At 49.4% G+C, this 22,700-nt stretch carries 16 protein-coding genes, 1 tRNA gene and 3 rRNA genes; 9 read left to right on the plus strand and 11 right to left on the minus strand.

Going from position 1 to position 22,700, the window contains the following annotated elements; translation table 11 throughout:
• Positions 1–29: 29 nt before the first annotated feature.
• Positions 30–2,408: a Lon protease family protein gene (locus ACO6V5_RS24750; protein ID WP_422413692.1), complete on the minus strand. Its 2,379-nt coding sequence runs from the start codon at positions 2,406–2,408 to the stop codon at positions 30–32.
• Between the two features lie 447 nt (positions 2,409–2,855).
• Here ACO6V5_RS24750 and dacB point away from each other — a divergent pair, with 447 nt between their 5' ends.
• The 6 genes from dacB to ACO6V5_RS24780 all read left to right on the plus strand — a co-directional run bounded on the left by dacB (position 2,856) and on the right by ACO6V5_RS24780 (position 12,355).
• On the plus strand, positions 2,856–4,262 hold the full coding sequence (dacB, locus tag ACO6V5_RS24755; RefSeq protein WP_422135078.1) for a D-alanyl-D-alanine carboxypeptidase/D-alanyl-D-alanine endopeptidase: 1,407 nt from the start codon (positions 2,856–2,858) through the stop codon (positions 4,260–4,262).
• A gap of 605 nt (positions 4,263–4,867) precedes the next feature.
• Positions 4,868–6,424: ribosomal RNA gene (locus tag ACO6V5_RS24760) — 16S ribosomal RNA — on the plus strand.
• A gap of 344 nt (positions 6,425–6,768) precedes the next feature.
• A 23S ribosomal RNA gene (locus ACO6V5_RS24765) occupies positions 6,769–10,250 on the plus strand.
• A 238-nt stretch (positions 10,251–10,488) separates the two neighbouring features.
• Positions 10,489–10,604 (plus strand): 5S ribosomal RNA (gene rrf / locus ACO6V5_RS24770).
• The 16S, 23S and 5S rRNA genes sit together here, the layout of an rRNA operon.
• A 556-nt stretch (positions 10,605–11,160) precedes the next feature.
• Positions 11,161–11,236, plus strand: a tRNA-His gene (locus ACO6V5_RS24775).
• Between the two features lie 405 nt (positions 11,237–11,641).
• Entirely contained in the window at positions 11,642–12,355 is a 714-nt protein-coding gene (locus tag ACO6V5_RS24780) for a glycerophosphoryl diester phosphodiesterase (RefSeq protein ID WP_422412994.1), read from the plus strand.
• A 36-nt stretch (positions 12,356–12,391) separates the two neighbouring features.
• Here ACO6V5_RS24780 and yjgA read toward each other — a convergent pair whose 3' ends face one another.
• Complete coding sequence (gene yjgA, locus ACO6V5_RS24785) at positions 12,392–12,919, minus strand: ribosome biogenesis factor YjgA (RefSeq protein WP_422412992.1); 528 nt, start codon at positions 12,917–12,919, stop codon at positions 12,392–12,394.
• 207 nt (positions 12,920–13,126) lie between these two features.
• On the opposite strand from yjgA, the gene pmbA reads away from it, so the two are divergent.
• From pmbA to ACO6V5_RS24800, 3 genes are read left to right on the plus strand one after another with little or no spacing between them, the layout of a single operon-like run.
• Positions 13,127–14,482, plus strand: a complete 1,356-nt coding sequence (gene pmbA, locus ACO6V5_RS24790) for a metalloprotease PmbA (protein ID WP_422137142.1) — start codon at positions 13,127–13,129, stop codon at positions 14,480–14,482.
• A 48-nt stretch (positions 14,483–14,530) separates the two neighbouring features.
• Positions 14,531–14,773, plus strand: a complete 243-nt coding sequence (locus ACO6V5_RS24795) for an AAA family ATPase (protein ID WP_422412990.1) — start codon at positions 14,531–14,533, stop codon at positions 14,771–14,773.
• Positions 14,766–15,023: a hypothetical protein gene (locus ACO6V5_RS24800; RefSeq protein WP_422138760.1), complete on the plus strand. Its 258-nt coding sequence runs from the start codon at positions 14,766–14,768 to the stop codon at positions 15,021–15,023. Before ACO6V5_RS24795 ends, ACO6V5_RS24800 begins: the two co-directional genes overlap by 8 nt.
• Positions 15,024–15,097: 74 nt before the next feature.
• On the opposite strand, the gene mgtE is transcribed toward ACO6V5_RS24800, so the two are convergent.
• The 9 genes from mgtE to lptC form a co-directional block, all read right to left on the minus strand.
• Complete coding sequence (gene mgtE / locus ACO6V5_RS24805) at positions 15,098–16,456, minus strand: magnesium transporter (RefSeq protein WP_422137141.1); 1,359 nt, start codon at positions 16,454–16,456, stop codon at positions 15,098–15,100.
• A 188-nt stretch (positions 16,457–16,644) separates the two neighbouring features.
• Complete coding sequence (locus ACO6V5_RS24810) at positions 16,645–16,914, minus strand: HPr family phosphocarrier protein (protein ID WP_422135073.1); 270 nt, start codon at positions 16,912–16,914, stop codon at positions 16,645–16,647.
• Positions 16,914–17,771, minus strand: a complete 858-nt coding sequence (rapZ, locus tag ACO6V5_RS24815; protein WP_422135072.1) for an RNase adapter RapZ — start codon at positions 17,769–17,771, stop codon at positions 16,914–16,916. The genes ACO6V5_RS24810 and rapZ overlap by 1 nt, the downstream gene beginning before the upstream one ends.
• Positions 17,772–18,036: 265 nt before the next feature.
• Positions 18,037–18,489: a PTS sugar transporter subunit IIA gene (locus tag ACO6V5_RS24820; RefSeq protein WP_422412987.1), complete on the minus strand. Its 453-nt coding sequence runs from the start codon at positions 18,487–18,489 to the stop codon at positions 18,037–18,039.
• Between the two features lie 14 nt (positions 18,490–18,503).
• Entirely contained in the window at positions 18,504–18,815 is a 312-nt protein-coding gene (gene hpf / locus ACO6V5_RS24825; RefSeq protein WP_422135070.1) for a ribosome hibernation-promoting factor, HPF/YfiA family, read from the minus strand.
• Positions 18,816–18,985: 170 nt separating this feature from the next.
• Positions 18,986–20,440, minus strand: coding sequence for an RNA polymerase factor sigma-54 (locus ACO6V5_RS24830; protein WP_422135069.1), 1,455 nt, complete (start codon positions 20,438–20,440; stop codon positions 18,986–18,988).
• 257 nt (positions 20,441–20,697) lie between these two features.
• A complete protein-coding gene (gene lptB, locus ACO6V5_RS24835; protein WP_422135068.1) occupies positions 20,698–21,423 on the minus strand; it encodes an LPS export ABC transporter ATP-binding protein in 726 nt (241 codons plus the stop codon).
• A 100-nt stretch (positions 21,424–21,523) separates the two neighbouring features.
• Complete coding sequence (lptA, locus tag ACO6V5_RS24840) at positions 21,524–22,111, minus strand: lipopolysaccharide transport periplasmic protein LptA (RefSeq protein ID WP_422412984.1); 588 nt, start codon at positions 22,109–22,111, stop codon at positions 21,524–21,526.
• Positions 22,095–22,667: an LPS export ABC transporter periplasmic protein LptC gene (gene lptC / locus ACO6V5_RS24845; RefSeq protein WP_422135066.1), complete on the minus strand. Its 573-nt coding sequence runs from the start codon at positions 22,665–22,667 to the stop codon at positions 22,095–22,097. The genes lptA and lptC overlap by 17 nt, the downstream gene beginning before the upstream one ends.
• Between the last annotated feature and the right edge of the window lie 33 nt (positions 22,668–22,700).

A 22,700-nucleotide genomic window follows, 5' to 3' on the forward strand; every position in this document is an offset into this window, starting at 1 on the left:
CAGCTAAAGTCGGTCAAGCGCGATTGGTGTCAGCTGCCTTCCTTGGAGAGTTCAGAAATTTCTTTCAGGCGCTCCAGAACTTTGTAATTGATGGAGTCTTTTGTGTACTGACCACGACTGTTCAGTGTGCCAGGCTTGCAACCGGTCAGAAGCTCCATGGCTTCGTCAGCATGGTTGACTGCATAAACACTGAAATTGCCTGCTTTTACAGCATCGACCACTTTCTGGTGGAGCATCAGGTTTCGGAGGTTGGTGGCAGGGATAATGACGCCCTGCTCACCTGTCAGGCCACGGGCGTTACAAAGATCAAAGAAGCCCTCAATCTTTTCATTAACACCGCCAATTGCCTGAACTTCCCCATGCTGGTTCATGGAGCCGGTGACGGCAAAACCCTGTTTGATAGGCGTATTGGTCAGAGCGGACACCAGGCAGCAAAGTTCAGCCAGAGTGGCGCTGTCACCATCAATATAACCGTAGGATTGCTCCATGGTCAGGCTGGCCGAGATAGCCAGAGGGAATTTCTGGGCGTATTTGCTGCCCAGATAGCCAGTCAGGATCATAACCCCCTTTGAATGAATGGCCTGACCCAGAGAGACTTCCCGTTCAATATCGACAATCCCCTGGGATCCCGGGTAGACGGCTGCAGTAATTCTGGCTGCAGAACCAAAGCTGGTATCCCCGATAGACATGACAGTGAGCCCGTTGATCTTGCCGATCTTTTCTCCTTCGGTATCGATCAGGATGCTGCCTTCAATCATCTCGTCGAGAATCTGCTGGCTGACACGTCCGGTGCGCTCAGATTTGGCGGCCAGGGCCCGGTCAATATGTTCGTTGTTGATCTTACGGCCACGGCTCATACGACGAATGAAGTCTGCTTCTGCCAGCAGGTCGAACAGATCGCCTATCCTGGCAGACATCTCACCCTGGTGTTCAGCCATTCTCGAACTGTGTTCGACGAGGCGGGCAACGGCCGCAGCCGTCAGGGCCGGGTAGTTTTCATCATCTGCACGGTTTTTTAACAGTTGGGCAAAAGCATGTACCGATTCCCTGTCTCGTGTAATCCGGTCATCAAAATCGACCAGAACTCTGAATATTTCGTGGAAATCCGGATCAAGCTGTTGCAAGAGGTAATAAATATCTCTGGAACCGACAAGGATGATCTTGATGTTGAGAGGGATGGACTCCGGGTTCAGGGTAATGGTGTTGAGCAGCCCCATCTCTGAGTACGGAGATTCAATAGTCAGCTCTTTCTGTTTCAGGGCTCTTTTTAGTGCTTCCCAGACAAAAGGTTCTTCCAGCAACTTGTTAGCGTCCAGCAACAAGTAGCCACCATTGGCTTTATGCAGAGAACCAGGGCAAATCTGTCGGTAATTGGTCACCAGGGCACCCATCTCGCTGGCGTATTCAATACGACCAAACAGGTTCTTGTAGTTAGGGTGAGACTCATACACGACGGGTGCAGCACCGCTGGCAGAATGGCCAATCAGCAGGTTGGGTGCATAGAGTTCAACCAGTGACTGTCGTTTGCTTGAGTCATCCTTGGACTCCATGTTGCGGTCATCAGCAAGAATATCAATAACGGTGCGGTGCAGGTGATTTTTAACGGCCTCAAGATACCCCAGCACCGACTTCTGATTGTTGTACTTTTTATTCAGGGGTTTGAGCAGAGGTTCCAGGGCCTGGTCAATGGTTTCCTGATTGAGCTTTTGTAGTTTCTCGTTGGATTCCCTTTTCCATTGCGGAAGTTCAACCAGTGAGTCGTTCAGTATTGATTCCAGTTCACTGATGTCTTTATTGAATTTGGACCGTTTTTTATCCGGGAGCTGGGCAAATTCGGTTTCGTCCATCGCCTTACCCTCATGCATAGGGGTAAAGCTGAGGGAACCCGCTTCGCGAAACAAGGCAATGTTCCGTTTCAGGGCTTCCTGTTCAATCTGATCAATGGCGTGGTCATAGCTTCGGTTGAAATCACGCTCAATAACGCTTTTCTTTTGCTGATAGGTCGGGTTTTCAAACGCTGCCGGAAAGGTCAGCATGAGACTGTCAACAAACTGATCAAAATCTTTCTGCAAAGGCTCGCCCGCTCCTGCGGGAAGCGTCAAAATCTTTGGTTCACGAGGAGTGTCGAAGTTATTGATATAAATCCAGTCGTCAGGTGGCGTCTGGAGCTTGGCTTCAGATTCCAGATATTTTCTCAGGTAGGACATCCTGCCTGTACCGGACTCCCCCATCACATAGATGTTGTAGCCCGTTCGGTGCATTGCTACGCCGAATTGAATGGCACTGGTTGCTCTTTCCTGGCCGAGGATACCCGCATATTTCTCAAGATCGTCGGTGGACTTGAACCCAAGTTCTTTGACCGGCTGTTTCGCAATGAGTTGACTGGTTGAAAGTTTAAGCTTTTTCACTAAGGCCTGCCGTTAACTAATGAGTTCTCTGGGTCATTTCTACGTCGCAGAGCACCATAGGATCAATCATAAGCCGCTCTGCTTTGATGGATTCTTAACCTGCCGGAAAAACCATTAGCCGGTAGGCTGCCAGGTCATCAGTCTCTTTGGATAACCCGTACGGATAGCATAATGCTTTTTTTATCTAACTGTCATGAATTCTGTTGCCAATTGAGGTTGGAGGATAAAAGCGGCTTTTTTAGCGGTTATTTGTTACAAGAACTTGCTTCTAATTTTCTGAGTAATAGCGTTAACTTAAATGATGAGATGTTCAGTGTCGATCGTTGAAGTGACATTGAGTAAAAGTGTGGGATTGCTTCAGAACAAAATGTAGTACGTAAGTTTTATATCGTTTGTGTATGCATCTTTGCGAAGGTCCTCTGAGGTTGCCAGGAAATTGAGGTCATCATGTTGAGATTTCTGTCATGCCTGCTAACAGTTTTTTTTATTTTTTCATTTCACAGTGCTCAGGCTTCACCGCAGCTGGTTAAAGAGTTGCAGAAACTGGTAGGGGGGTTACCACCGGGTAGTGTTCACTCCATTCAGGTCAAAGACCCTGCCAGTGGCCGGGTTGTTTTTGAACAGGGGGCTCATCACAATCTGGTGCCTGCCAGCGTTCTGAAAGTAGTGACGGCCACACTGGCTTATGAGGTTCTGGGCGATAAATTTCAATACACTACCCAGCTCGTAACCCGCGACCGACCTATCCGAAAAGGTATTGTTAATGGGCCCGTAGCTCTTGTGTTCAGTGGTGATCCCTCTTTGAGACGGAAACATCTGGATGAGCTTGTTGGCCAGCTGAAAAAGCGGGGGGTCAAATCTATTCATGGAGACCTCTGGCTGGATGGAGCTGTCTTTACAGGCTATGACCGCGCTGGTGGCGTCAGCTGGGATGATCTGAACATCTGTTTTGCAGCACCGGCAGCCGCCATGATTCTGGACCGGAACTGTTTCTACGGCTGGCTGAAACCAGGCAAAAAAGAAGGTTCCAGAACGTCCATCCAATACGATCAGCCAGACTGGTTTCTGGCCATTGATAATCAGGTACGCACCCATTCTGAAGAAAATTGCCGTCTTGAAGTTCGCCCCTCAAGGGATAAGGAGTACCGTCTACAGGGCTGTATCAGCCCCAAATCATCGCCTGTTCGCCTCGCTTTTTCTGTGAACAATGTAGAGAGAACGGTTAAGCGGTATGTGAAAGATCGGCTGCAAAAAAAGGGTGTCGAATTAAAAGGCAGAGTCATTGTGGGTCGTCCCGGGATGGATTTGCCTTTTGTTCTGGCAGAACATAGATCCGAGTTTTTACCGCAGCTACTCAAACCGGTGTTAAAGAATTCTGACAACCTGTACTCTGACAGCATTCTGAAAACAGTAGGTTACGAAACCTCTGGCAAGCCGGGATCTTATGCCTCAGGTATTGAAACAGCGCGGGAAGTTCTGGGAGGCAAAGGTGTTGGTTTTCGAACCAGCAGGTTGGTAGACGGTTCCGGGCTTTCCCGATACAACTTTATCAGTGCGTCGACCCTGGTTGATGTGCTGATGTTTGGTTGGTCACGATGGGGGGAAAAAAGTCCTTGGCTGAGCGCTCGTGATCGTAAGGAAATGTGGTTCAAAACCGGTTATATGAGTGGCGTCAGCAGTGTGGCTGGTTATGTATTCCAGCCTGATGGAAAGCCCTTGGTGTTTGCTGTGATCCTTAATGGTCTGATGCCTCCTCTACCAGCCAGTCGTGAACAAATGAAAGCTTTTCGCAAAGACATCAGAGTTTTCCGTCGTTCATTTCTAAAAGCTTTGTCCAAGGAAGGAAAGGTCTGAATCATGCTTTCCCCCCCCCTTTCGAAGTGGCTTCCATTATCCATGAGTGAGTCATTGTTGTCTGCGGTAGGTGTTTGCCGTTGTTGCTATCTTTGATCCCGCAATTATAATGCGCCTCCACTGAATGGTGCATGGCTCTTAACGGGCACGCAACGATCCATTGCAACAACGTTTAAAACGGTGATTGACAATCGGATCGAACAGCGTAGAATGCACCGCCGCTGAGACAGAAACGCAACGCTCACTGAGTGAACGAATGCGGTCCCGGCAAGTTGAAAAGTGGCTTGAAAAACAGGTGCTTGACAACAACCAGCGCCAAGGTAAGATGAGCGCCTCGCTGAACAGCGCTGACCGCTGGTTCAGCCGGTTAAAACCTTCTTGTTTTAATCCAGTTCTTTAACAAATTATCAGACAATTCGTGTGGGCGCTTGTGTGAATAGCATCGGTCAACAGAGCTTTGCTCTGAAATGATTTAAATGCTGATCAAGCAAGCGAACATACCCTTAAATTCTATGAGAATTTATCTTCTCATAAAGAGTTTCATGTACGTTTAATTGCAAATGATTGAGCAGCGGACTGTTTTCGGACAGGAAGCAAAACGATTTAAACTGAAGAGTTTGATCATGGCTCAGATTGAACGCTGGCGGCAGGCCTAACACATGCAAGTCGAGCGGTAACAGAACTAGCTTGCTAGTTGCTGACGAGCGGCGGACGGGTGCGTAACACGTAGGAATCTGCCCGGTAGTGGGGGATAGCCCGGAGAAATCCGGATTAATACCGCATACGTCCTACTCTTTTTCGGAAGAGGGGGGAAAGCAGGGGACTCTTCGGAACCTTGCGCTATCGGATGAGCCTGCGTCGGATTAGCTGGTTGGTGGGGTAAAGGCCTACCAAGGCGACGATCCGTAGCTGGTCTGAGAGGATGATCAGCCACACTGGGACTGAGACACGGCCCAGACTCCTACGGGAGGCAGCAGTGGGGAATATTGCACAATGGGCGCAAGCCTGATGCAGCCATGCCGCGTGTGTGAAGAAGGCCCTAGGGTTGTAAAGCACTTTCAGCGAGGAGGAAAGGTTCAAGGTTAATACCCTTGAGCTGTGACGTTACTCGCAGAAGAAGCACCGGCTAACTCCGTGCCAGCAGCCGCGGTAATACGGAGGGTGCGAGCGTTAATCGGAATTACTGGGCGTAAAGCGTGCGTAGGCGGCTTGTTAAGTTGGATGTGAAAGCCCCGGGCTTAACCTGGGAACTGCACCCAAAACTGGCAAGCTAGAGTGCGGAAGAGGAGTGTGGAATTTCCTGTGTAGCGGTGAAATGCGTAGATATAGGAAGGAACACCAGTGGCGAAGGCGACACTCTGGTCTGACACTGACGCTGAGGTACGAAAGCGTGGGGAGCAAACAGGATTAGATACCCTGGTAGTCCACGCCGTAAACGATGTCTACTAGTCGTCGGGGATCTTGCATTTCTGGTGACGCAGCTAACGCGATAAGTAGACCGCCTGGGGAGTACGGCCGCAAGGTTAAAACTCAAATGAATTGACGGGGGCCCGCACAAGCGGTGGAGCATGTGGTTTAATTCGAAGCAACGCGAAGAACCTTACCTGGCCTTGACATCCTGCGAATCCTTTAGAGATAGAGGAGTGCCTTCGGGAACGCAGTGACAGGTGCTGCATGGCTGTCGTCAGCTCGTGTCGTGAGATGTTGGGTTAAGTCCCGCAACGAGCGCAACCCTTATCCTCAGTTACCAGCACTTCGGGTGGGCACTCTGGGGAGACTGCCGGTGACAAACCGGAGGAAGGTGGGGACGACGTCAAGTCATCATGGCCCTTACGGCCAGGGCTACACACGTGCTACAATGGTGCATACAGACGGTTGCCAAGCCGCGAGGTGGAGCTAATCTGAGAAAGTGCATCGTAGTCCGGATTGGAGTCTGCAACTCGACTCCATGAAGTCGGAATCGCTAGTAATCGTGAATCAGAATGTCACGGTGAATACGTTCCCGGGCCTTGTACACACCGCCCGTCACACCATGGGAGTGGGTTGCTCCAGAAGTAGCTAGCTTAACCTTCGGGAGAGCGGTTACCACGGAGTGATTCATGACTGGGGTGAAGTCGTAACAAGGTAGCCCTAGGGGAACCTGGGGCTGGATCACCTCCTTAAACGAAGATCGACCTTCCATAAGCGTTCACACGAATTGTTTGATTATCAGTTGTCAGTTGACGGTGGTCAGTTGGCAGTTGTTAGTTTTGTTCTTTAACAATGTGGAATCCAAACTTAAATAAGCTGAGTTGATTTAAAAGACTTTGGTCTTTTAATGAAATTCTTGCTGAGACACTCTCAAGTGTAGGGCGTATCAGTGGCCGGTTGTCAGTTGACAGTTGCCGGTTACTGAAGATCGTTAAAGGTAGTTATTGCCTATAACCATCAGTTGCCACGAATCGACTGACCACTGGTCACCGACAACTGACAACTGAGATCTCGAAGAGATCGTTTTGGGTTATATGGTCAAGTGACTAAGCGTACACGGTGGATGCCTTGGCAGTCAGAGGCGATGAAGGACGTGGTAATCTGCGAAAAGTCTTGGGGAGCCGATAAACAGGCGTTGATCCAGGAATGTCCGAATGGGGAAACCCACTCACACAAGTGAGTATCCTTAACCTGAATACATAGGGTTTAGGAGGCGAACCCGGGGAACTGAAACATCTAAGTACCCGGAGGAAAAGAAATCAACCGAGATTCCCCCAGTAGCGGCGAGCGAACGGGGAGTAGCCCTTAAGCAATTTTTGGTTTAGCGGAACACTCTGGAAAGTGTGGCCATAGTGGGTGATAGCCCCGTACGCGAAAAGCCATTGATTGTGAAATCGAGTAGGACGGCACACGTGAAATGTTGTCTGAACCGTCTTTTCGGAGACAAGGGGGGACCATCCTCCAAGGCTAAATACTCCTGACTGACCGATAGTGAACCAGTACCGTGAGGGAAAGGCGAAAAGAACCCCGTTGAGGGGAGTGAAATAGAACCTGAAACCGTGTACGTACAAGCAGTGGGAGTCAGTGGTCAGTTGTCAGTTGTCAGTTGCCAGTAGGCAAGCGACAGCAGATGACTGATTACCAGGTCGTCAAGTTGGAAAATACGGGCAGATTTGCAGAGGTGTTGAAATTGACGCTGAACAAAACTGACCACCGACAACTGACAACTGGCCACTGATGACTGCGTACCTTTTGTATAATGGGTCAGCGACTTATTTTCTGTGGCAAGGTTAACCGTATAGGGAAGCCGTAGCGAAAGCGAGTCTTAACAGGGCGTCCAGTCGCAGTGAATAGACCCGAAACCGGGCGATCTATCCATGAGCAGGTTGAAGATCAGGTAACACTGATTGGAGGACCGAACCCACTGTCGTTGAAAAGCCAGGGGATGACTTGTGGATAGGAGTGAAAGGCTAATCAAGCCCGGAGATAGCTGGTTCTCCTCGAAAGCTATTTAGGTAGCGCCTCGTGTCTCACCATCGGGGGTAGAGCACTGTTTGGGCTAGGGGGCCATCCCGGCTTACCAACCCCATGCAAACTCCGAATACCGATGAGTGCAATCACGGGAGACACACGGCGGGTGCTAACGTCCGTCGTGGAAAGGGAAACAACCCAGACCGTCAGCTAAGGTCCCAAAGTAATAGTTAAGTGGGAAACGATGTGAGAAGGCCCAGACAGCCAGGAGGTTGGCTTAGAAGCAGCCACCCTTTAAAGAAAGCGTAATAGCTCACTGGTCGAGTCGGCTCGCGCGGAAGATGTAACGGGGCTCAAACTATTCACCGAAGCTACGGGGTTCAGTTGTCAGTTTACAGTTGTCAGTTGGCAGTATGAGAAGTAAGTATGCAGCGATTTGAAGATTTAGAAGTATTTCAACGGGCCTATAAGCTTTCTTTGAAAGTTCACAAGCTCTCGCTGGAATTTCCGAGAATTGAACAAATGCATGGACTTGCTGATCAGATGCGCAGAGCCAGTAAAGGAATCTGTGCAAATATTGCTGAAGGACATGGGAAACTGATCATCTCAAAAGCAGAGTTTCGAAGGTTCATATTGATGGCTATCGGATCATCTGACGAAATGAGAGTTTGGTTAAGGTACTGCCTTGATCTCAATTACATTGACGATCAGCAATGGCAAGACCTCAAAACCGAATACAACCAAGTCAGTAAGATGTTGGTTAGTTTGCACAAGAGTTTTAAATAACTCAGTTCAAACTGACAACCGACAACTGCAAACTGACAACTGAACCGGTAGAGGAGCGTTCTGTAAGCGGTTGAAGGTTCACCGGGAGGTGGGCTGGACGTATCAGAAGTGCGAATGCTGACATGAGTAACGATAAAGGGAGTGAGAGGCTCCCTCGCCGGAAGACCAAGGGTTCCTGCGCAACGCTAATCGGCGCAGGGTGAGTCGGCCCCTAAGGTGAGGTCGAAAGACGTAATCGATGGGAAACAGGTTAATATTCCTGTACCCCTTTTGACTGCGATGGAGTGACGGAGAAGGCTAGGCCAGCAGGGCGATGGTTGTCCCTGTTTAAGGTCGTAGGCTGTGGACTCAGGCAAATCCGGGTTCACAAAGCCGAGAACTGATGACGAACCCACCAAGGTGGGGAAGTGGTTGATGCCAGGCTTCCAGGAAAAACTTCTAAGCTTCAGGTCAAGAGGGACCGTACCCGAAACCGACACAGGTGGTCAGGTAGAGAATACCAAGGCGCTTGAGAGAACCTGGGTGAAGGAACTAGGCAAAATGGCACCGTAACTTCGGGAGAAGGTGCGCCGGCTTTGGTGATCGGGCTTGCCCCGTAAGCTGAGGCTGGTCGAAGATACCAGGTGGCTGCGACTGTTTATTAAAAACACAGCACTGTGCTAACACGTAAGTGGACGTATACGGTGTGACGCCTGCCCGGTGCTCGAAGGTTAATTGATGGGGTTATCTTCGGAGAAGCTCTTGATCGAAGCCCGAGTAAACGGCGGCCGTAACTATAACGGTCCTAAGGTAGCGAAATTCCTTGTCGGGTAAGTTCCGACCTGCACGAATGGCGTAACGATGGCCACGCTGTCTCCACCCAGGACTCAGTGAAATTGAAATCGCTGTTAAGATGCAGTGTATCCGCGGCTAGACGGAAAGACCCCGTGAACCTTTACTACAGCTTCACAGTGGATCTTGATGTTGCTTGTGTAGGATAGGTGGGAGGCTTTGAAGTGTGGACGCCAGTCTGCATGGAGCCAACCTTGAAATACCACCCTGGCAATATTGAGGTTCTAACCCAGGTCCTTTAGCAGGATCGGGGACATTGTGTGGTGGGTAGTTTGACTGGGGCGGTCTCCTCCCAAAGAGTAACGGAGGAGCACGAAGGTTGGCTAAGCACGGTCGGACATCGTGCGGTTAGTGTAATGGTACAAGCCAGCTTGACTGCGAGAGGTACATCTCGAGCAGGTACGAAAGTAGGTCATAGTGATCCGGTGGTTCTGAATGGAAGGGCCATCGCTCAACGGATAAAAGGTACTCCGGGGATAACAGGCTGATACCGCCCAAGAGTTCACATCGACGGCGGTGTTTGGCACCTCGATGTCGGCTCATCACATCCTGGGGCTGAAGCCGGTCCCAAGGGTATGGCTGTTCGCCATTTAAAGTGGTACGCGAGCTGGGTTTAGAACGTCGTGAGACAGTTCGGTCCCTATCTGCCGTGGACGTTGGAAGTTTGAGGAGAGCTGCTCCTAGTACGAGAGGACCGGAGTGGACGAACCACTGGTGTTCGGGTTGTGTCGCCAGACGCATTGCCCGGTAGCTAAGTTCGGACGGGATAACCGCTGAAAGCATCTAAGCGGGAAGCCCCCTTCAAGATGAGACTTCCCTGGCCGCAAGGCCCATAAGAGACGTTAAAGACTATGACGTTGATAGGCGGGGTGTGTAAGCGTTGTGAGGCGTTGAGCTAACCCGTACTAATGACTCGAGAGGCTTGACCATATAACGCCAAAGCGATTTGCGCAGCGAAGCTGCCAGCAAAAGCTGGAAGCTGGAAGCTGGAAGCTGGAAGCTGGAAGCTGGAAGCTTGAAGCCGTACACAGTGAACGAGAGTGTTGAGCAAGAATAGACGACACAGCTTAAAAGAGATTTGGATTCCAGAGCCTTAGTTTTCGAGAAACAGCTTCAAGCCTCCAGCTTAAAGCTTCCAGCTCGAGAGCCAACGGCTCGACCAGTTTTGCCTGGTGACCATAGAGTGTTGGAACCACCCGATCCCATCCCGAACTCGGAAGTGAAACGACACATCGCCGATGGTAGTGTGGGGCTTCCCCATGTGAGAGTAGGTCATCGCCAGGCATTGAATAAAGCAAAACCCCGGTTGAGAGATTGACCGGGGTTTTTGTTTTGTGGGCAAAGGAATGTGGCAGAACAGAAGTGAAACGACACATGCCTGGGCGGCCCCACCTCGGCGGCCCCACCGATGGTAGTGTGGGGCTTCCTCATGTGAGAGTAAGTCACTGTCAGGCATTGAATAAAAAAAGGCCCAAGATCGAATTCGTTGGGCTTTTTTTATTCAGTGATTTGCGACCTTATACCCATCACAGAGAAAAGTCGCACTGGCATCGGCGATAAATAAGCGCTAAATCCCCCTAATCGACATCGTCAAAAACTCCGGTTAATGTTTTGCTTTTAACTGGGGTTTGATTATGACGGTAGAAAAAAGCGCCTGAATGAAAGGTCTCTCGTAGCGGTGCTTACAAGGGCAACATGTATCCGGAATATTTCAAGCCGACAGAACAAAAAGATTTCGGTTTTTACCAGAAGTGCTATTTTTTGCTTGCAAGGAACTCGGCTTTCCTTATAATCAGCCGCGTCTTCAGGGATGGCATTTCTTCCTCGAAGCAACGAAGTGGTGGGCGTAGCTCAGTTGGTAGAGCCCCGGATTGTGATTCCGGTGGTCGTGGGTTCGAACCCCATCGTCCACCCCACTTTTAAAAAAGGCCTGACTATCAAGTCAGGCCTTTTTTTTGAACTTAGCACTCATTATTTTCTAATACTTCTGCTGATCTTCACTCAGCTCAAGATAAATCCTGTATTTTCTGTCATAGTCTTCTGCAAGCGATGTGTCAGGAGATAGCGTTTCTTTTCGCTTCATTCAAGCCTTCAGCATAGGAAAGATGACTGCTTGGCAGGTGGTCAATCAATGCTCCCGACACTGATCGAACAACAACGTTGTGTTAAAAGCCTTCAAGGGCTGAAGGCATAAGATGTCATCAGAGGGCTGCATTATTGTGTCAGAAGTCTGCCAGAGCTTTAGTGTCTGGGGTTTTTTTGCCGCAAAAACAAGCATAATAGTAGACGAGTAATTCAGCGGGCTTTGAAGAGATAAGCAGATGATTATGGACTCAGTGATCGGGCATCGAGGTGCAGCTGCTCTGGCTCCGGAGAATACTCTGGCTGGTATTCGGAAGGCGGCCGATTTGAGGCTGAAATGGATAGAGCTCGATGTGACACTGCTGGGAGATGGCTCAGCAGTGATGTTTCATGACCCAACAATGAGCAGGACTTCTTCAGGAAATGGGCATTTGAGGGGAAAGAATCTGGCTCAGGTCGCTACTCTGGATGCCGGACGCTGGTTCTCGGAGGCGTTCGCCGGTGAAAAGGTGCCAACACTTCTTGAAACACTGGCTTTGATCAAGAAACTGAAGCTGAGCCTGAATCTTGAGTTGAAGCCCAATCGCTGCGATTTAAAGCTTTTGGTTGAGGAGGTGGTTGCAGCCATAGAAGCAGCTGATTTCCCCGAGGATCAACTGTTGGTATCGAGCTTTAATCATAAACTGCTGGTTCTGTATCGGGCAAAAGCTGGCAGCAGGATTGGTTGTCTTTTCGAGTCGCTGCCTCGAAACTGGAAATACAAAGCCAGACAGGTTGGTGCCAGAACGATTCATCTGAATGGCAAAAAACTCAAAGAGAAAAACGCGCATGACATCAAAGCGGCAGGTTATGAGCTGTATTGCTATACCGTTAACGACAAGGATATGGCTGATCGACTAAGAGCCTGGGGTGTTGATGGCGTCTTTTCGGATAATCCTGCTTTAATCGCTTGACAGAGTGCCGGGCAGGCACTCGGTTGCGAATGAAGATTAGTGCTCTTCGTCTACTTCTCTCAAGTATTTGAATAGTTTTCTGAAAGCTGCGGGAGGTTTGTCCTGTAAAGCTTCCTTTTGAGCGTTACGTACCAGTTGTCGTATGTGTTGATGATCGGCTTCAGGGTATTTGTCGAGGTATTCGGTGAGCACCTCATGCCCCTCGTTTATCAACCGGTCACGCCAGCGCTCCAATTGATGAAAGCGACGGCTGTATTCCTCACTGGTGGAATCCAGGCTGTCGAGATATTTCTGGATGGGTTCCAGCTCCTGGTCTCGCATTAATTTGCCTATGAAGCCCAAGTGCCGTTTGCGGGCATTATTGCTTTTAATTCGCTTGCTCTCATCCAGCGCTTCCCTGAGGCGTTCATTCAGGGGCAGCTTGTCCAACATGGCTGGCTTCATATCCATCAGGCGGGCACCCATGGCCTTGAGCTCGTCCATATCGCGTTTGAGCTCGGATTTGCTGACGTAAATGATTTCTTCAGCGTCGTCTTCAAATGGGGAGAGGTCTTGATCTGACATGGTTCAGGTCTACTTAGAGAGATGCAGGCATTTTACTCCAGTTACGGATATTCAGCTATGAGTGTAGAAGGAAGGCTGCCAGACTTGTTTTGGGCCAATGGTGATAGTGCTTATGGTGAATGGTTTGTTTTTCTTTCGCTATGGGCATTTGTGGCTGGGCACGGCACAATAGGACTTACACGTATAATTCTGAAAGGCAGGAATTTCATGGGTGATAAAACCAACGCTGTACTGGATCCCCGCTCTGAAGAGGATCGCCTGAAGACCCTGGTCAGGGATATTCTGGCTGAAGCCCGACGTCAGGGCACAGATGCCTGTGAAGTCGGTGTCAGTCTCGATGCAGGTCTTTCGGTGGGCGTCAGAATGGGTGATGTTGAAACAGTGGAGTTTAACCGTGATCAGGGTTTCGGTATCACCGTTTATCAGGGGAAGAAAAAAGGATCAGCCAGTACTTCAGACAGTACACCTGAAGCCATCAGGGAGACGGTGAAGGCAGCTTGTGATATTGCTGGATATGCTTCGGAAGATCCCTGTGCCGGTCTTGCCGATGCAGAGTTAATGGCGACTGAACTGCCAGAGCTGGACCTTTATCACCCTTGGGGTGTTGGTGCAGAAGAGGCTATAGAGCTGGCTTTGAAGTGTGAGGAAGCTGGCAGATCGTTTAGTAGTAAAATCAAGAATTCTGACGGTGCCAATGTCGGTACTCATCAAGGCTGTCGTGTATATGGGAACAGTCACGGCTTTGTAGGCAGCTATATTTCCAGTCGTCATAGTCTGAGTTGTATATTGATTGGTGAAAAAGCCGGTGAAATGCAGAGAGATTATTGGTACACCGTCGCCCGTGATGGTAATGATCTTGAGTCTGCTGCGGATGTCGGTCGCAAGGCAGCGGAAAGAACGGTGGCCCGGCTGGGTGCCAGTAAAGTCCCTACGGGTCAGGTGCCCGTGCTGTTTGCAGCAGAAGTGGCTTCAGGCCTTGTGTCACACTTGTTGGAGAGTATCAGTGGTGGCAGCCTTTATCGTCGGGCTTCATTTCTGCTGGATCATCTGGGTAAGCAGATATTTCCTGACTGGGTGCGCATCCATGAGCAGCCATACCTGAAAAAAGCACTGGGTTCGGCCAGTTTTGATAATGACGGTTTGGCTACCCGGGCCAAGGATTTTATCTCTGATGGCGTTCTGGCCAGCTATCTCCTGAGTACTTATTCTGCCCGTAAGCTGGGCATGAAGAGTACGGCTAATGCCGGGGGTGTCAATAACCTGTTCCTTGACTGCAATGCAGGCGGCAGGGAAGAGTTATTGAAACAGATGGGAACGGGCTTGCTGGTGACCGAGTTGATGGGGCAGGGTGTGAATATTGTCACAGGTGATTACTCAAGAGGTGCGGGTGGCTATTGGGTTGAAAATGGCGAAATACAGCATCCTGTCTCTGAAGTGACTATCGCTGGAAACCTGAAAGATATGTTTATGAATATGGTGGCTGCAGGGAGTGATTATGATCGCAGAGGGAGTATTCAGACCGGTTCGATTCTGATCAGTGAGATGACTCTGGCGGGTGAGTGATAAGGGTTCAGCCTGTTATCTATTTGGCTGAGTATAAAAGCAGGTTAAATGAATGATAATCACATTTTTAAAGGTTTGAGATATATCCGGAACGAAAGAGGTCAACCTCATCTGGAAGCACAATATGAACATTATCGTCCAAATGCAGGGTGGCAATCAGAAGAGCACTTTTCTGATGGAACGTTGAGATTGTTGGGTATTCTTTGGAGTTTGATGGAAGGTATGGGGGTTCTGCTATTGGAAGAGCCAGAATTATCACTCCATAGTGCAGCAAACTCCCCTGATGATTGATCGAATTCAAAGAAAGACAAAAACAAGGAGAAGGCAAATCATCATAAGTACCCACAGTGAAGCAATACTGAATAATGAGGGTATTGATCCAAATAGTGTGATCATTTTGGAGCCCGGCAGAGAGGGTAGCCAGATCCGAACAGTCAGCAAAGCTGAAAATAAAGCACTGGAAGCGGGTTTGATAGTGAGTCAAGTGATACTGCCAAAAAACCGACCTGCAAATGTCCAGCAGCCAGGGTTTTGGGGATGACACCGCTGTATGTCGCTACTGAGGATCAGTTAAAGCTGTTTCAATGATAAAGAGTTAGCAGACAGACTGCAGTGTCAGCCATAAAACAAGGCCGCCAGTCCCAGAAAGGATAGGAATCCAACAACATCGGACACTGTCGTTAGTATTATGGTGCCAGCTAATGCGGGATCTATGTTCATGGATTTGAGAACAACGGGCAGGCTGGCACCGACAATAACGGCAGTGCTGAGATTGATGATCATAGCACAGGCGATCACCAGAGAAATGACCGGGTCATGAAACCATAAGTAGGCAATCAGGGAAACCAGAGCAGCCCAGAGTATGCCATTGAGAAACCCTGCCATTAATTCACGACTGAGCAGCCATCGAAGGTTGGTCCGACTGATCTGGCCCAGTGCCATGCCCCGAATCACCAGGGTCAGAGCCTGTCCGCCAGCATTGCCGCCCATTCCTGCAACAATGGGCATCAGGACAGCCAGGGCAACGACCTTGTCTATGGTAGCCTGAAACATACCTATGACAGAAGCGGCAATAAAGGCTGTTATCAGGTTGATACCCAGCCAGACTGCACGCCGACGGGCTGTCTTCAGTGCGGGAGCAAAGGTGTCTTCATCGTCATCCAGGCCTGCCATGCTCATCATGGAGTGTTCGGCTTCTTCCCGGATAACATCTACCACGTCGTCAATCGTAATGCGGCCTAGAAGCTGACCATGCTCCGAAACTACTGGTGCTGATACCAGATCCTGCCGTTCAAACAATTGCGCAACCTGGCTGTCTTCCATATCGGCAGCGATAGGTTTCAGATCGGTCTGCATTACTTCAAAAACTGTGGCTGAAGGGGATGTGGTCAGGAGAACGGATAAAGGCAATGCCCCAATGTATTCGTCTCTGCGGTTGACGACAAACAGACTGTCTGTCATCTCCGGAATATCCTTGTGACGCCTGAGGTAACGAAGCACAACATCAAGCGTACTGCTGGGTCGGATGGTGATGACATCAGTATTCATCAGTCCACCGGCTGTGTCTTCCGGATAAGAGAGAACGGCTTCTACCCGTTGCCGGTCCTGGCTGTCCATAGAATCCAGCACTTTTCGGGTGATGGCGTCGGGTAGCTGCTGTAGCAAGTCAGCTATGTCATCAACGTCCTGACCTTCGGTAATGACTTTGAGTTCTGCCACATTCATCCTGTCCAGGAAAAACTGCCGGACTTCGTCGCTCAGCTCCTGCAATACGTCGCCTTCCATCTCTCGATCGATCAGGCGCCAGAGAAGGCTGCGAAGTTTGGGAGGGGAAGATTCAAGCAGGTGTGCCGCATCCGGAGCCGGAAGACCATTCAGCATACGCCTGAGTTCAGGAGAAACACCGTGCTCAAGGGCTTCGTTGAGCTCCTGAAATGCCTTGTCTCCGATACTCAGTTGTAGCTGTTGAACCATAGATGCGTATCCGGTTTTTTTGGTAGAAGTGTCTGAGTATCGAACTTCTGTTCTTTTAACCATCAAGTCTGATAGTCAGACTCAGTCATTTCACATGTCATTCTTTGTTAGCTTTGCCGGGCTTTCAATCTCTGGCAAAGCTTTTCGAGAGACCAGTATAAACAGGGATTTAATGATGAAAAGGGTGACTACTCACCCTCTTCAAAAAAATCATTGATCAGATTGCACAGAGCCGAACAGGCCTCTTCTTCATCATGGCCTTCAAATGTCAAATCAAGGACAGAGCCTTTTCCAGCAGCCAGCATCATGACGGCCATGATACTTTTCCCATCCACTTCACGGCCGTTAAAGCTCACCTTCACCTGGCTGGCAAAAGCCGTCGTTGTAGAAACAAATTTGGATGCTGCCCGAGCATGTAAACCAAGTTTATTAATAATGGTGATCTGCTTCTGGATCATTATTTGGAAAGCTCCCGATGTCTGACCTGAACACAGTCAAAACGTTCTTTGAGCCACTCGCCCAGTTTTTCACTAATAAATACGGAACGGTGCTGCCCCCCGGTACATCCGATCGCAATCGTCATATAACTGCGCTGTCCGGATTCGAACCTTGGTAACCATTTTTCCACGAATGTGCTGAGATCTTCAAACATCTCATTCACCATGGGTTCTGATGCCAGAAAATCTTTAACTGGCTGATCCTGACCAGTGAAGGATCTTAAGGCTTCAACCCAGAAAGGATTAGGCAGACAGCGAACATCAAAGACGTAGTCGGCATCAACTGGCATACCGTGCTTGAAGCCAAAGGACTGAATCATCAGGGTCATACTTTTGCTGGTGGAGCCGCAGAGTCGTTGTCTTATCTGTTCTCTGATTTCATGGACAGACAGTGGCGAAGTGTCCAGCCTAATATCAGCTTCTTCAGCCAGTGGGGCCAGCAGTTTCTTTTCCAGATTAATGGCTTCTGTCAGGGAAACCTTGTCATTGCTCAGAGGATGGCGACGGCGTGTCGAACTATAGCGCTTCATCAGGGTGTTGCTGTCTGCGTCGAGAAAGATTACTTGACACTCAACCCCCTGTTTTTTCAACTTTTCCAACAATGTCGGGAAGCGTTCCAGAGAGCCGGGCACATTACGAACATCGAGGCTGACAGCCATACGGTGCGGTTCGACCAGGTTGCTTTTAAGATTGGTTGGCAGATCATTCAGCATGCTGGCAGGAAGGTTGTCTACACAGTAAAAACCCTCATCTTCAAGGGCGTGAAGGGCGGAGCTTTTGCCGGAGCCTGAACGTCCACTGATGATGACCAGCTTCATGGTGTGTCCTTCCCGATTGTTTGACTGTGTAAACAGGTCTCTCACCTGGTTCCGAGTGAGGCAAGTCTATCAAAACCTAATGAGATTAGAACCAGTCGCTTTCTTTTATTTCTAGCATAGTCCGGATATTTCTATTCCATGCAGTTTTGAAGGATAAATAGGCTTTGTAGTGACAAAAGTGAAGAAGAAAGGATTTCTGAGCAAGAAACATTTTGCCTGCTTCTGTTATCAGATCAGCAAGCAAAATATTTTTTATCTACAGTCGTTAAACGGGGGAACAGATGATGCTGTAAAGTGCCTCGGAATTTTCTGCCGCTCGCATCTGACTTAACAATACTTCTGATTGAAAGCGCTCAGCGACAGCCTGCAATATATTGAGATGTTCCTGAGTATTTTCTTCCGGAACAATAAGTGCGAACACCAGATCGACCGGCTGCTTGTCCACAGAGTCAAAATCTATGGGTTCAGACAGTTTGATCAGAAGTCCGGTAGGATGCTGACAAGCACTGGAGCGACAGTGAGGCAGGGCTATGCCTTTGCCCAAACCGGTGGTACCGAGTCGCTCTCTGTTAATCAGCTTGTTAAACAGATCCTTGGTTTTGATAGCGGGAACATGCTCATTGATGATTTCCGCAACAATTTCCAGGATTTTCTTTTTGCTGGCCCCCTGCACATCGCAGAGGGTGCGCCCGGGGGTTAGAATGTTTTCAATAATCATACAACGATCGATGCTTACAGGCGGCCGTTGGCACCCTGTAGCCGGTCAAGCGTTTTCTCTTTGTGTTTTACCAGTTGTCGATCCAGTTTGTCCGACATGTCATCAATGGCAGCGTACATATCTTCAGCCTCAGCGGTTGCATTAATATCCGCCCTACGAACATGTAGAGTCGCTTCCACTTTGTGCTTCAGTTTCTCAACACTCAGAGTGACCTGAACGTTTGTAATCTGATCAAAGTGGGCGGCAAGGCGGTCGAGTTTCTTGGTGACATAATCTTTCAGAGCCTCAGTCACCTCTACATGATGTCCACTGATGTTGACTTGCATGTAACGCTCTCCTGCTGATCCCGATTCTCGACATTGGACTGCCCCCGGGATTGTACGGGCAACCCTGATTGAAAGTCTATCACTGTCAATGACAGTTAGCGCTGTTCTGAGACAAAAAATCTATGGGGCGATTTGTGGTATAAGGGCTTGTTACCTCAATCGCTGAAGGCTCAGATAAGCTGCTTGCGTTCATTCGATGGCGGTATATTCATTGATTCACGATATTTGGCGATGGTTCTCCTGGCCACTTTGATCCCCTGGTCCCCCAGCAAGCCGGCGATTTTGTTATCACTCAGTGGTTTTTTAGGGTTTTCATCGGATACCAGTTTTTTAATCAAGGCTCTGATGGCTGTTGATGAGCACTCTCCACCAGTGGCTGTGCTGACATGGCTGGAGAAAAAGTATTTCAGCTCAAACACGCCTCTTGGAGTGTGCATGTATTTCTGTGTAGTGACCCTGGAAATAGTGGACTCGTGCATATCCACCGCCTGAGCAATGTCTGCCAACACCAGGGGCTTCATGGCCTGCTCACCCTGCTCCAGAAAATCTTTCTGAAATTCAACAATCTTGCCCGCTACTTTCAGTAAGGTTTCGTTACGACTTTGCAGGTTTTTCAGAAACCAGCGGGCTTCCTGCAGCTGGTTCTTCATAAAGACATTGTCACGACTGTTGTTGGCACGTTGCACCATTGAGGCGTAATTGTTGTTGATGCGAAGTCTGGGCAGGGATTCTGAGTTCAGTTCAACCGCCCAGCGGTCCCTGACTTTGGTGACCGAAATATCGGGGGTGACGTATTCCGTGTCCGCCTGGCCGATTTCTGATCCGGGCCTCGGGTTGAGGCTTTGAACAAGGCTAAGGGCTTCCCTCAGTTGATGTTCTTTGAGACGGGTACGCCGCATGATTTGGGCATAGTCACGACTACCCAGAGCCTGTAGATGATTCTGGATCAGCAGACGTGCTTCTTTCAGGAAGTGGGTTTCTTGTGGCAGTTGATTGAGTTGAACTTCGAGACATTCTTTCAGGTTGGCGCTGGCACAACCCACCGGATCAAAGTGAAGAATCCGTCGTTGCATGACCTGAAGTTCTTCAAACGCCAGTTCCTCTACCTGTTCCTGTAGCGAGAGATAAATTTCTTCCAGGGAGTGAGTGAGGTACCCGTCATTATTGATGGCTTCGATCACAGCCAGGCCCATCAGCCTGTCTCTGTCAGTCATGGGAGTCAGGTTTAACTGCCATTCCAGATAGTCCTGGAGGGACTCATTGGCCCGGGAGCGGGCAAAAGGATCATGTTCTTCATCGGTTGCAGCGGGCAGGCTGGAATAGACATCATCCCATCCGGAGTCAACGGGCAGGTCATTGGGTATGCTGTCAGCCCACTGGGGCTCTTCTGGTTCCGGGGGCTGTTCTGCTTTTTCATTGAAGTCAACAGGCTGTTCCCCTTCATCACCAGATGCAGGTGGTTCTTCAACGGACTCTTCAGACTCCAGCATCGGATTGGATTCAAGAACTTCCTGGATTTCCTGCTGAAGGTCCAGAGTGGAAAGTTGCAGAAGCCTTATGGCCTGCTGCAGCTGAGGTGTCATGGTCAGCTGCTGGCCCATTTTTAGCTGTAAGGATGGCTTCATAGGCAACTGTATACCTTTACTTCGGTGTCTGCACTGAGGGTGCCAGATTTGATGCCATCAGCGCCTGACAGTTATATCTCAGTGTCTGCTCATTATTTTGATTGGGCTACTCTCCATGTCACTGGGATTATAATCACATCTGAAGCTTCGGGAAAGTGATTCATCAAGTCAGCCATGCAACATTCAGAACAAGAGTATGAAAATAAATCAGCTCAACATCTTTGCCCGCTTCTTTCGCGAGACCAGTCAAGAGATGATCAGAGACTGAACTGATGCCCGAGATAAACGTCACGAACCTTTTGATTAGCCAGGACAGTCTGACTATCACCCTCGGCAATAATAGTGCCTTCGCTGACAATGTAGGCCTTCTCGCAGATATCCAGTGTCTCCCGGACATTGTGGTCGGTAATCAGGACTCCGATGTCCCGGGCTTTCAGGTGCGTGATAATGGCCTTGATGTCACCAACAGAAATGGGGTCAACACCGGCAAAAGGTTCATCGAGCAGAATAAATTTTGGGTCAGTGCAAAGAGCTCGGGCAATTTCTACCCTGCGCTTTTCACCACCGGAAAGGCTCATACCCGGATTGTCCCTGATATGATTGATATTAAACTCTTCCAGCAATGACTCCATTTTTGCGATGCGATCTTTCCGGGAAAGGTCGGAACGGGTTTCCAATATCGAGAGCAGGTTATCGGTGACCGTCAATTTCCTGAAAATAGAAACTTCCTGTGGCAGATAACCTACGCCAGCTCTGGCCCGGCCATGCATAGGTTCGTGAGTTAAACTCTGGCCACTAAGGTCAACCTGTCCACCGTCTGCTTTTACGAGACCTACAATCATGTAGAAGCAGGTAGTTTTACCTGCCCCGTTGGGGCCAAGAAGTCCGACAATTTGACCACTGTCGACAGCCAGAGATACATCTTTGACGACCTGTCTGCCTTTGTAGCTTTTACTGAGATGTTCTGCCTTAAGCGTTGCCATCCGGAGTTTGTCTTCCTGTTTAAAAGTTAGCTGTCGTTTTTCTGGCAGCCCTTTCAAGCCTGTTCAGTCGTTGAGCAGTGAGTGTAATGGGATATGAGTACTACTGCTTGCTCTCAGGTTTGGGTTGGTAAATCATTTTGACCCGACCATCCGGGTTGCTTTTGTTCTCACTGCCCTTGGCATTCACGGTCTGCTTGGTCAGGTCATAATCAATGCGTTCACCTGTGAAGGTATCACCCTTCTGGGTCAACTGCGCCTGCTTGATCAGTTGGATCTTATCGCCAGCCACCTGATAATCGATAGTATGACCCCAGGCTTTCAGAATGCCCTGATCATCAGGTTGCTGTTCTTCGTAGTAAGCTCTTTCCTTGTCGCCTTCTGCCACAATTTTTTTAACTTCCTGCTGGACGGAATAGATGGTCACCTTGTCTCCGGTAATTCGGGTGGTGCCCTGAATCATCACAACATTGCCTTTATAGATGGATACACCTTTCTTGTTATCGATATCGGCGGTGTTGGACTCGATCTCAATAGGCTTCTGCCGGTCAGATGGCAATGCTTGTGCCATGACTGGAAGCAGAACCGTGGCCCCCAGCATCAGGTAATATTCGACCCCTCTGCGACGACTCTTTCTGTCTGGCCGCTCATTTGGATCAAGGCGCTTGGCCTGTTCATGGCTTTGGCTCATGAAATCCTCTTACCCTAGACTTGAGTTTAACCAGACTCTCCTTGAAGAAAGCCTCCATACCAATGGCGCGCGTACGTCCAGTGTCGTTGGTGATCAGTACCGGTCGATCAGTGACTGCCAGATCCTTTTCAGAGTATATGGTCATGAAATCAGTGTCTATTCGAACCTTACTACCATTGCCGAGGTTCGTCTGGGTCATCACCACATCATCCCAGAGCTCTATATCCTCGCTGCCGGGCAACAGTTTGCCATAGAGGGCGTCGGCCACCATGGGTTTTCCGGGGGTATTGAAATTCTCCAGATGAGGGGTTTGCAGCAACGTTGTGTCATTGTGCGGGTAATGGGTGATACTGTCTGAGACCAGTATGTAATCCAGTTCGCCCTCTTTGTTGTACTGGGTGACCCTGGTGTCAATGAAATAGTAGTCAGCGTTCTCACGAACCAGAGGCTGTTTTTTCTGAACCCCAACATGGAGTTTGCTGTCATAAGCCCAATAGCCAACGCCGACCATTATCAGCATCAGAAAAGCAATCATTATCAGGTTCCGATTGGGCATCAGATCATTGGCTCCGGGTCACAATCTGGTCAG

This window comes from Endozoicomonas sp. ALD068 (assembly GCF_049310145.1).
Taxonomy (GTDB): domain Bacteria; phylum Pseudomonadota; class Gammaproteobacteria; order Pseudomonadales; family Endozoicomonadaceae; genus Endozoicomonas_A.

Coding starts and splice junctions, on each gene's coding strand:
- dacB (WP_422135078.1), top strand. CDS start 2,856: ATGTTGAGATTTCTGTCATGCCTGCTAACAGTTTTTTTTATTTTTTCA.
- ACO6V5_RS24780 (WP_422412994.1), top strand. CDS start 11,642: ATGATTATGGACTCAGTGATCGGGCATCGAGGTGCAGCTGCTCTGGCT.
- yjgA (WP_422412992.1), bottom strand. CDS start 12,919: ATGTCAGATCAAGACCTCTCCCCATTTGAAGACGACGCTGAAGAAATC.
- pmbA (WP_422137142.1), top strand. CDS start 13,127: ATGGGTGATAAAACCAACGCTGTACTGGATCCCCGCTCTGAAGAGGAT.
- ACO6V5_RS24795 (WP_422412990.1), top strand. CDS start 14,531: ATGAATGATAATCACATTTTTAAAGGTTTGAGATATATCCGGAACGAA.
- ACO6V5_RS24800 (WP_422138760.1), top strand. CDS start 14,766: ATGATTGATCGAATTCAAAGAAAGACAAAAACAAGGAGAAGGCAAATC.
- mgtE (WP_422137141.1), bottom strand. CDS start 16,456: ATGGTTCAACAGCTACAACTGAGTATCGGAGACAAGGCATTTCAGGAG.
- ACO6V5_RS24810 (WP_422135073.1), bottom strand. CDS start 16,914: ATGATCCAGAAGCAGATCACCATTATTAATAAACTTGGTTTACATGCT.
- rapZ (WP_422135072.1), bottom strand. CDS start 17,771: ATGAAGCTGGTCATCATCAGTGGACGTTCAGGCTCCGGCAAAAGCTCC.
- ACO6V5_RS24820 (WP_422412987.1), bottom strand. CDS start 18,489: ATGATTATTGAAAACATTCTAACCCCCGGGCGCACCCTCTGCGATGTG.
- hpf (WP_422135070.1), bottom strand. CDS start 18,815: ATGCAAGTCAACATCAGTGGACATCATGTAGAGGTGACTGAGGCTCTG.
- ACO6V5_RS24830 (WP_422135069.1), bottom strand. CDS start 20,440: ATGAAGCCATCCTTACAGCTAAAAATGGGCCAGCAGCTGACCATGACA.
- lptB (WP_422135068.1), bottom strand. CDS start 21,423: ATGGCAACGCTTAAGGCAGAACATCTCAGTAAAAGCTACAAAGGCAGA.
- lptA (WP_422412984.1), bottom strand. CDS start 22,111: ATGAGCCAAAGCCATGAACAGGCCAAGCGCCTTGATCCAAATGAGCGG.
- lptC (WP_422135066.1), bottom strand. CDS start 22,667: ATGCCCAATCGGAACCTGATAATGATTGCTTTTCTGATGCTGATAATG.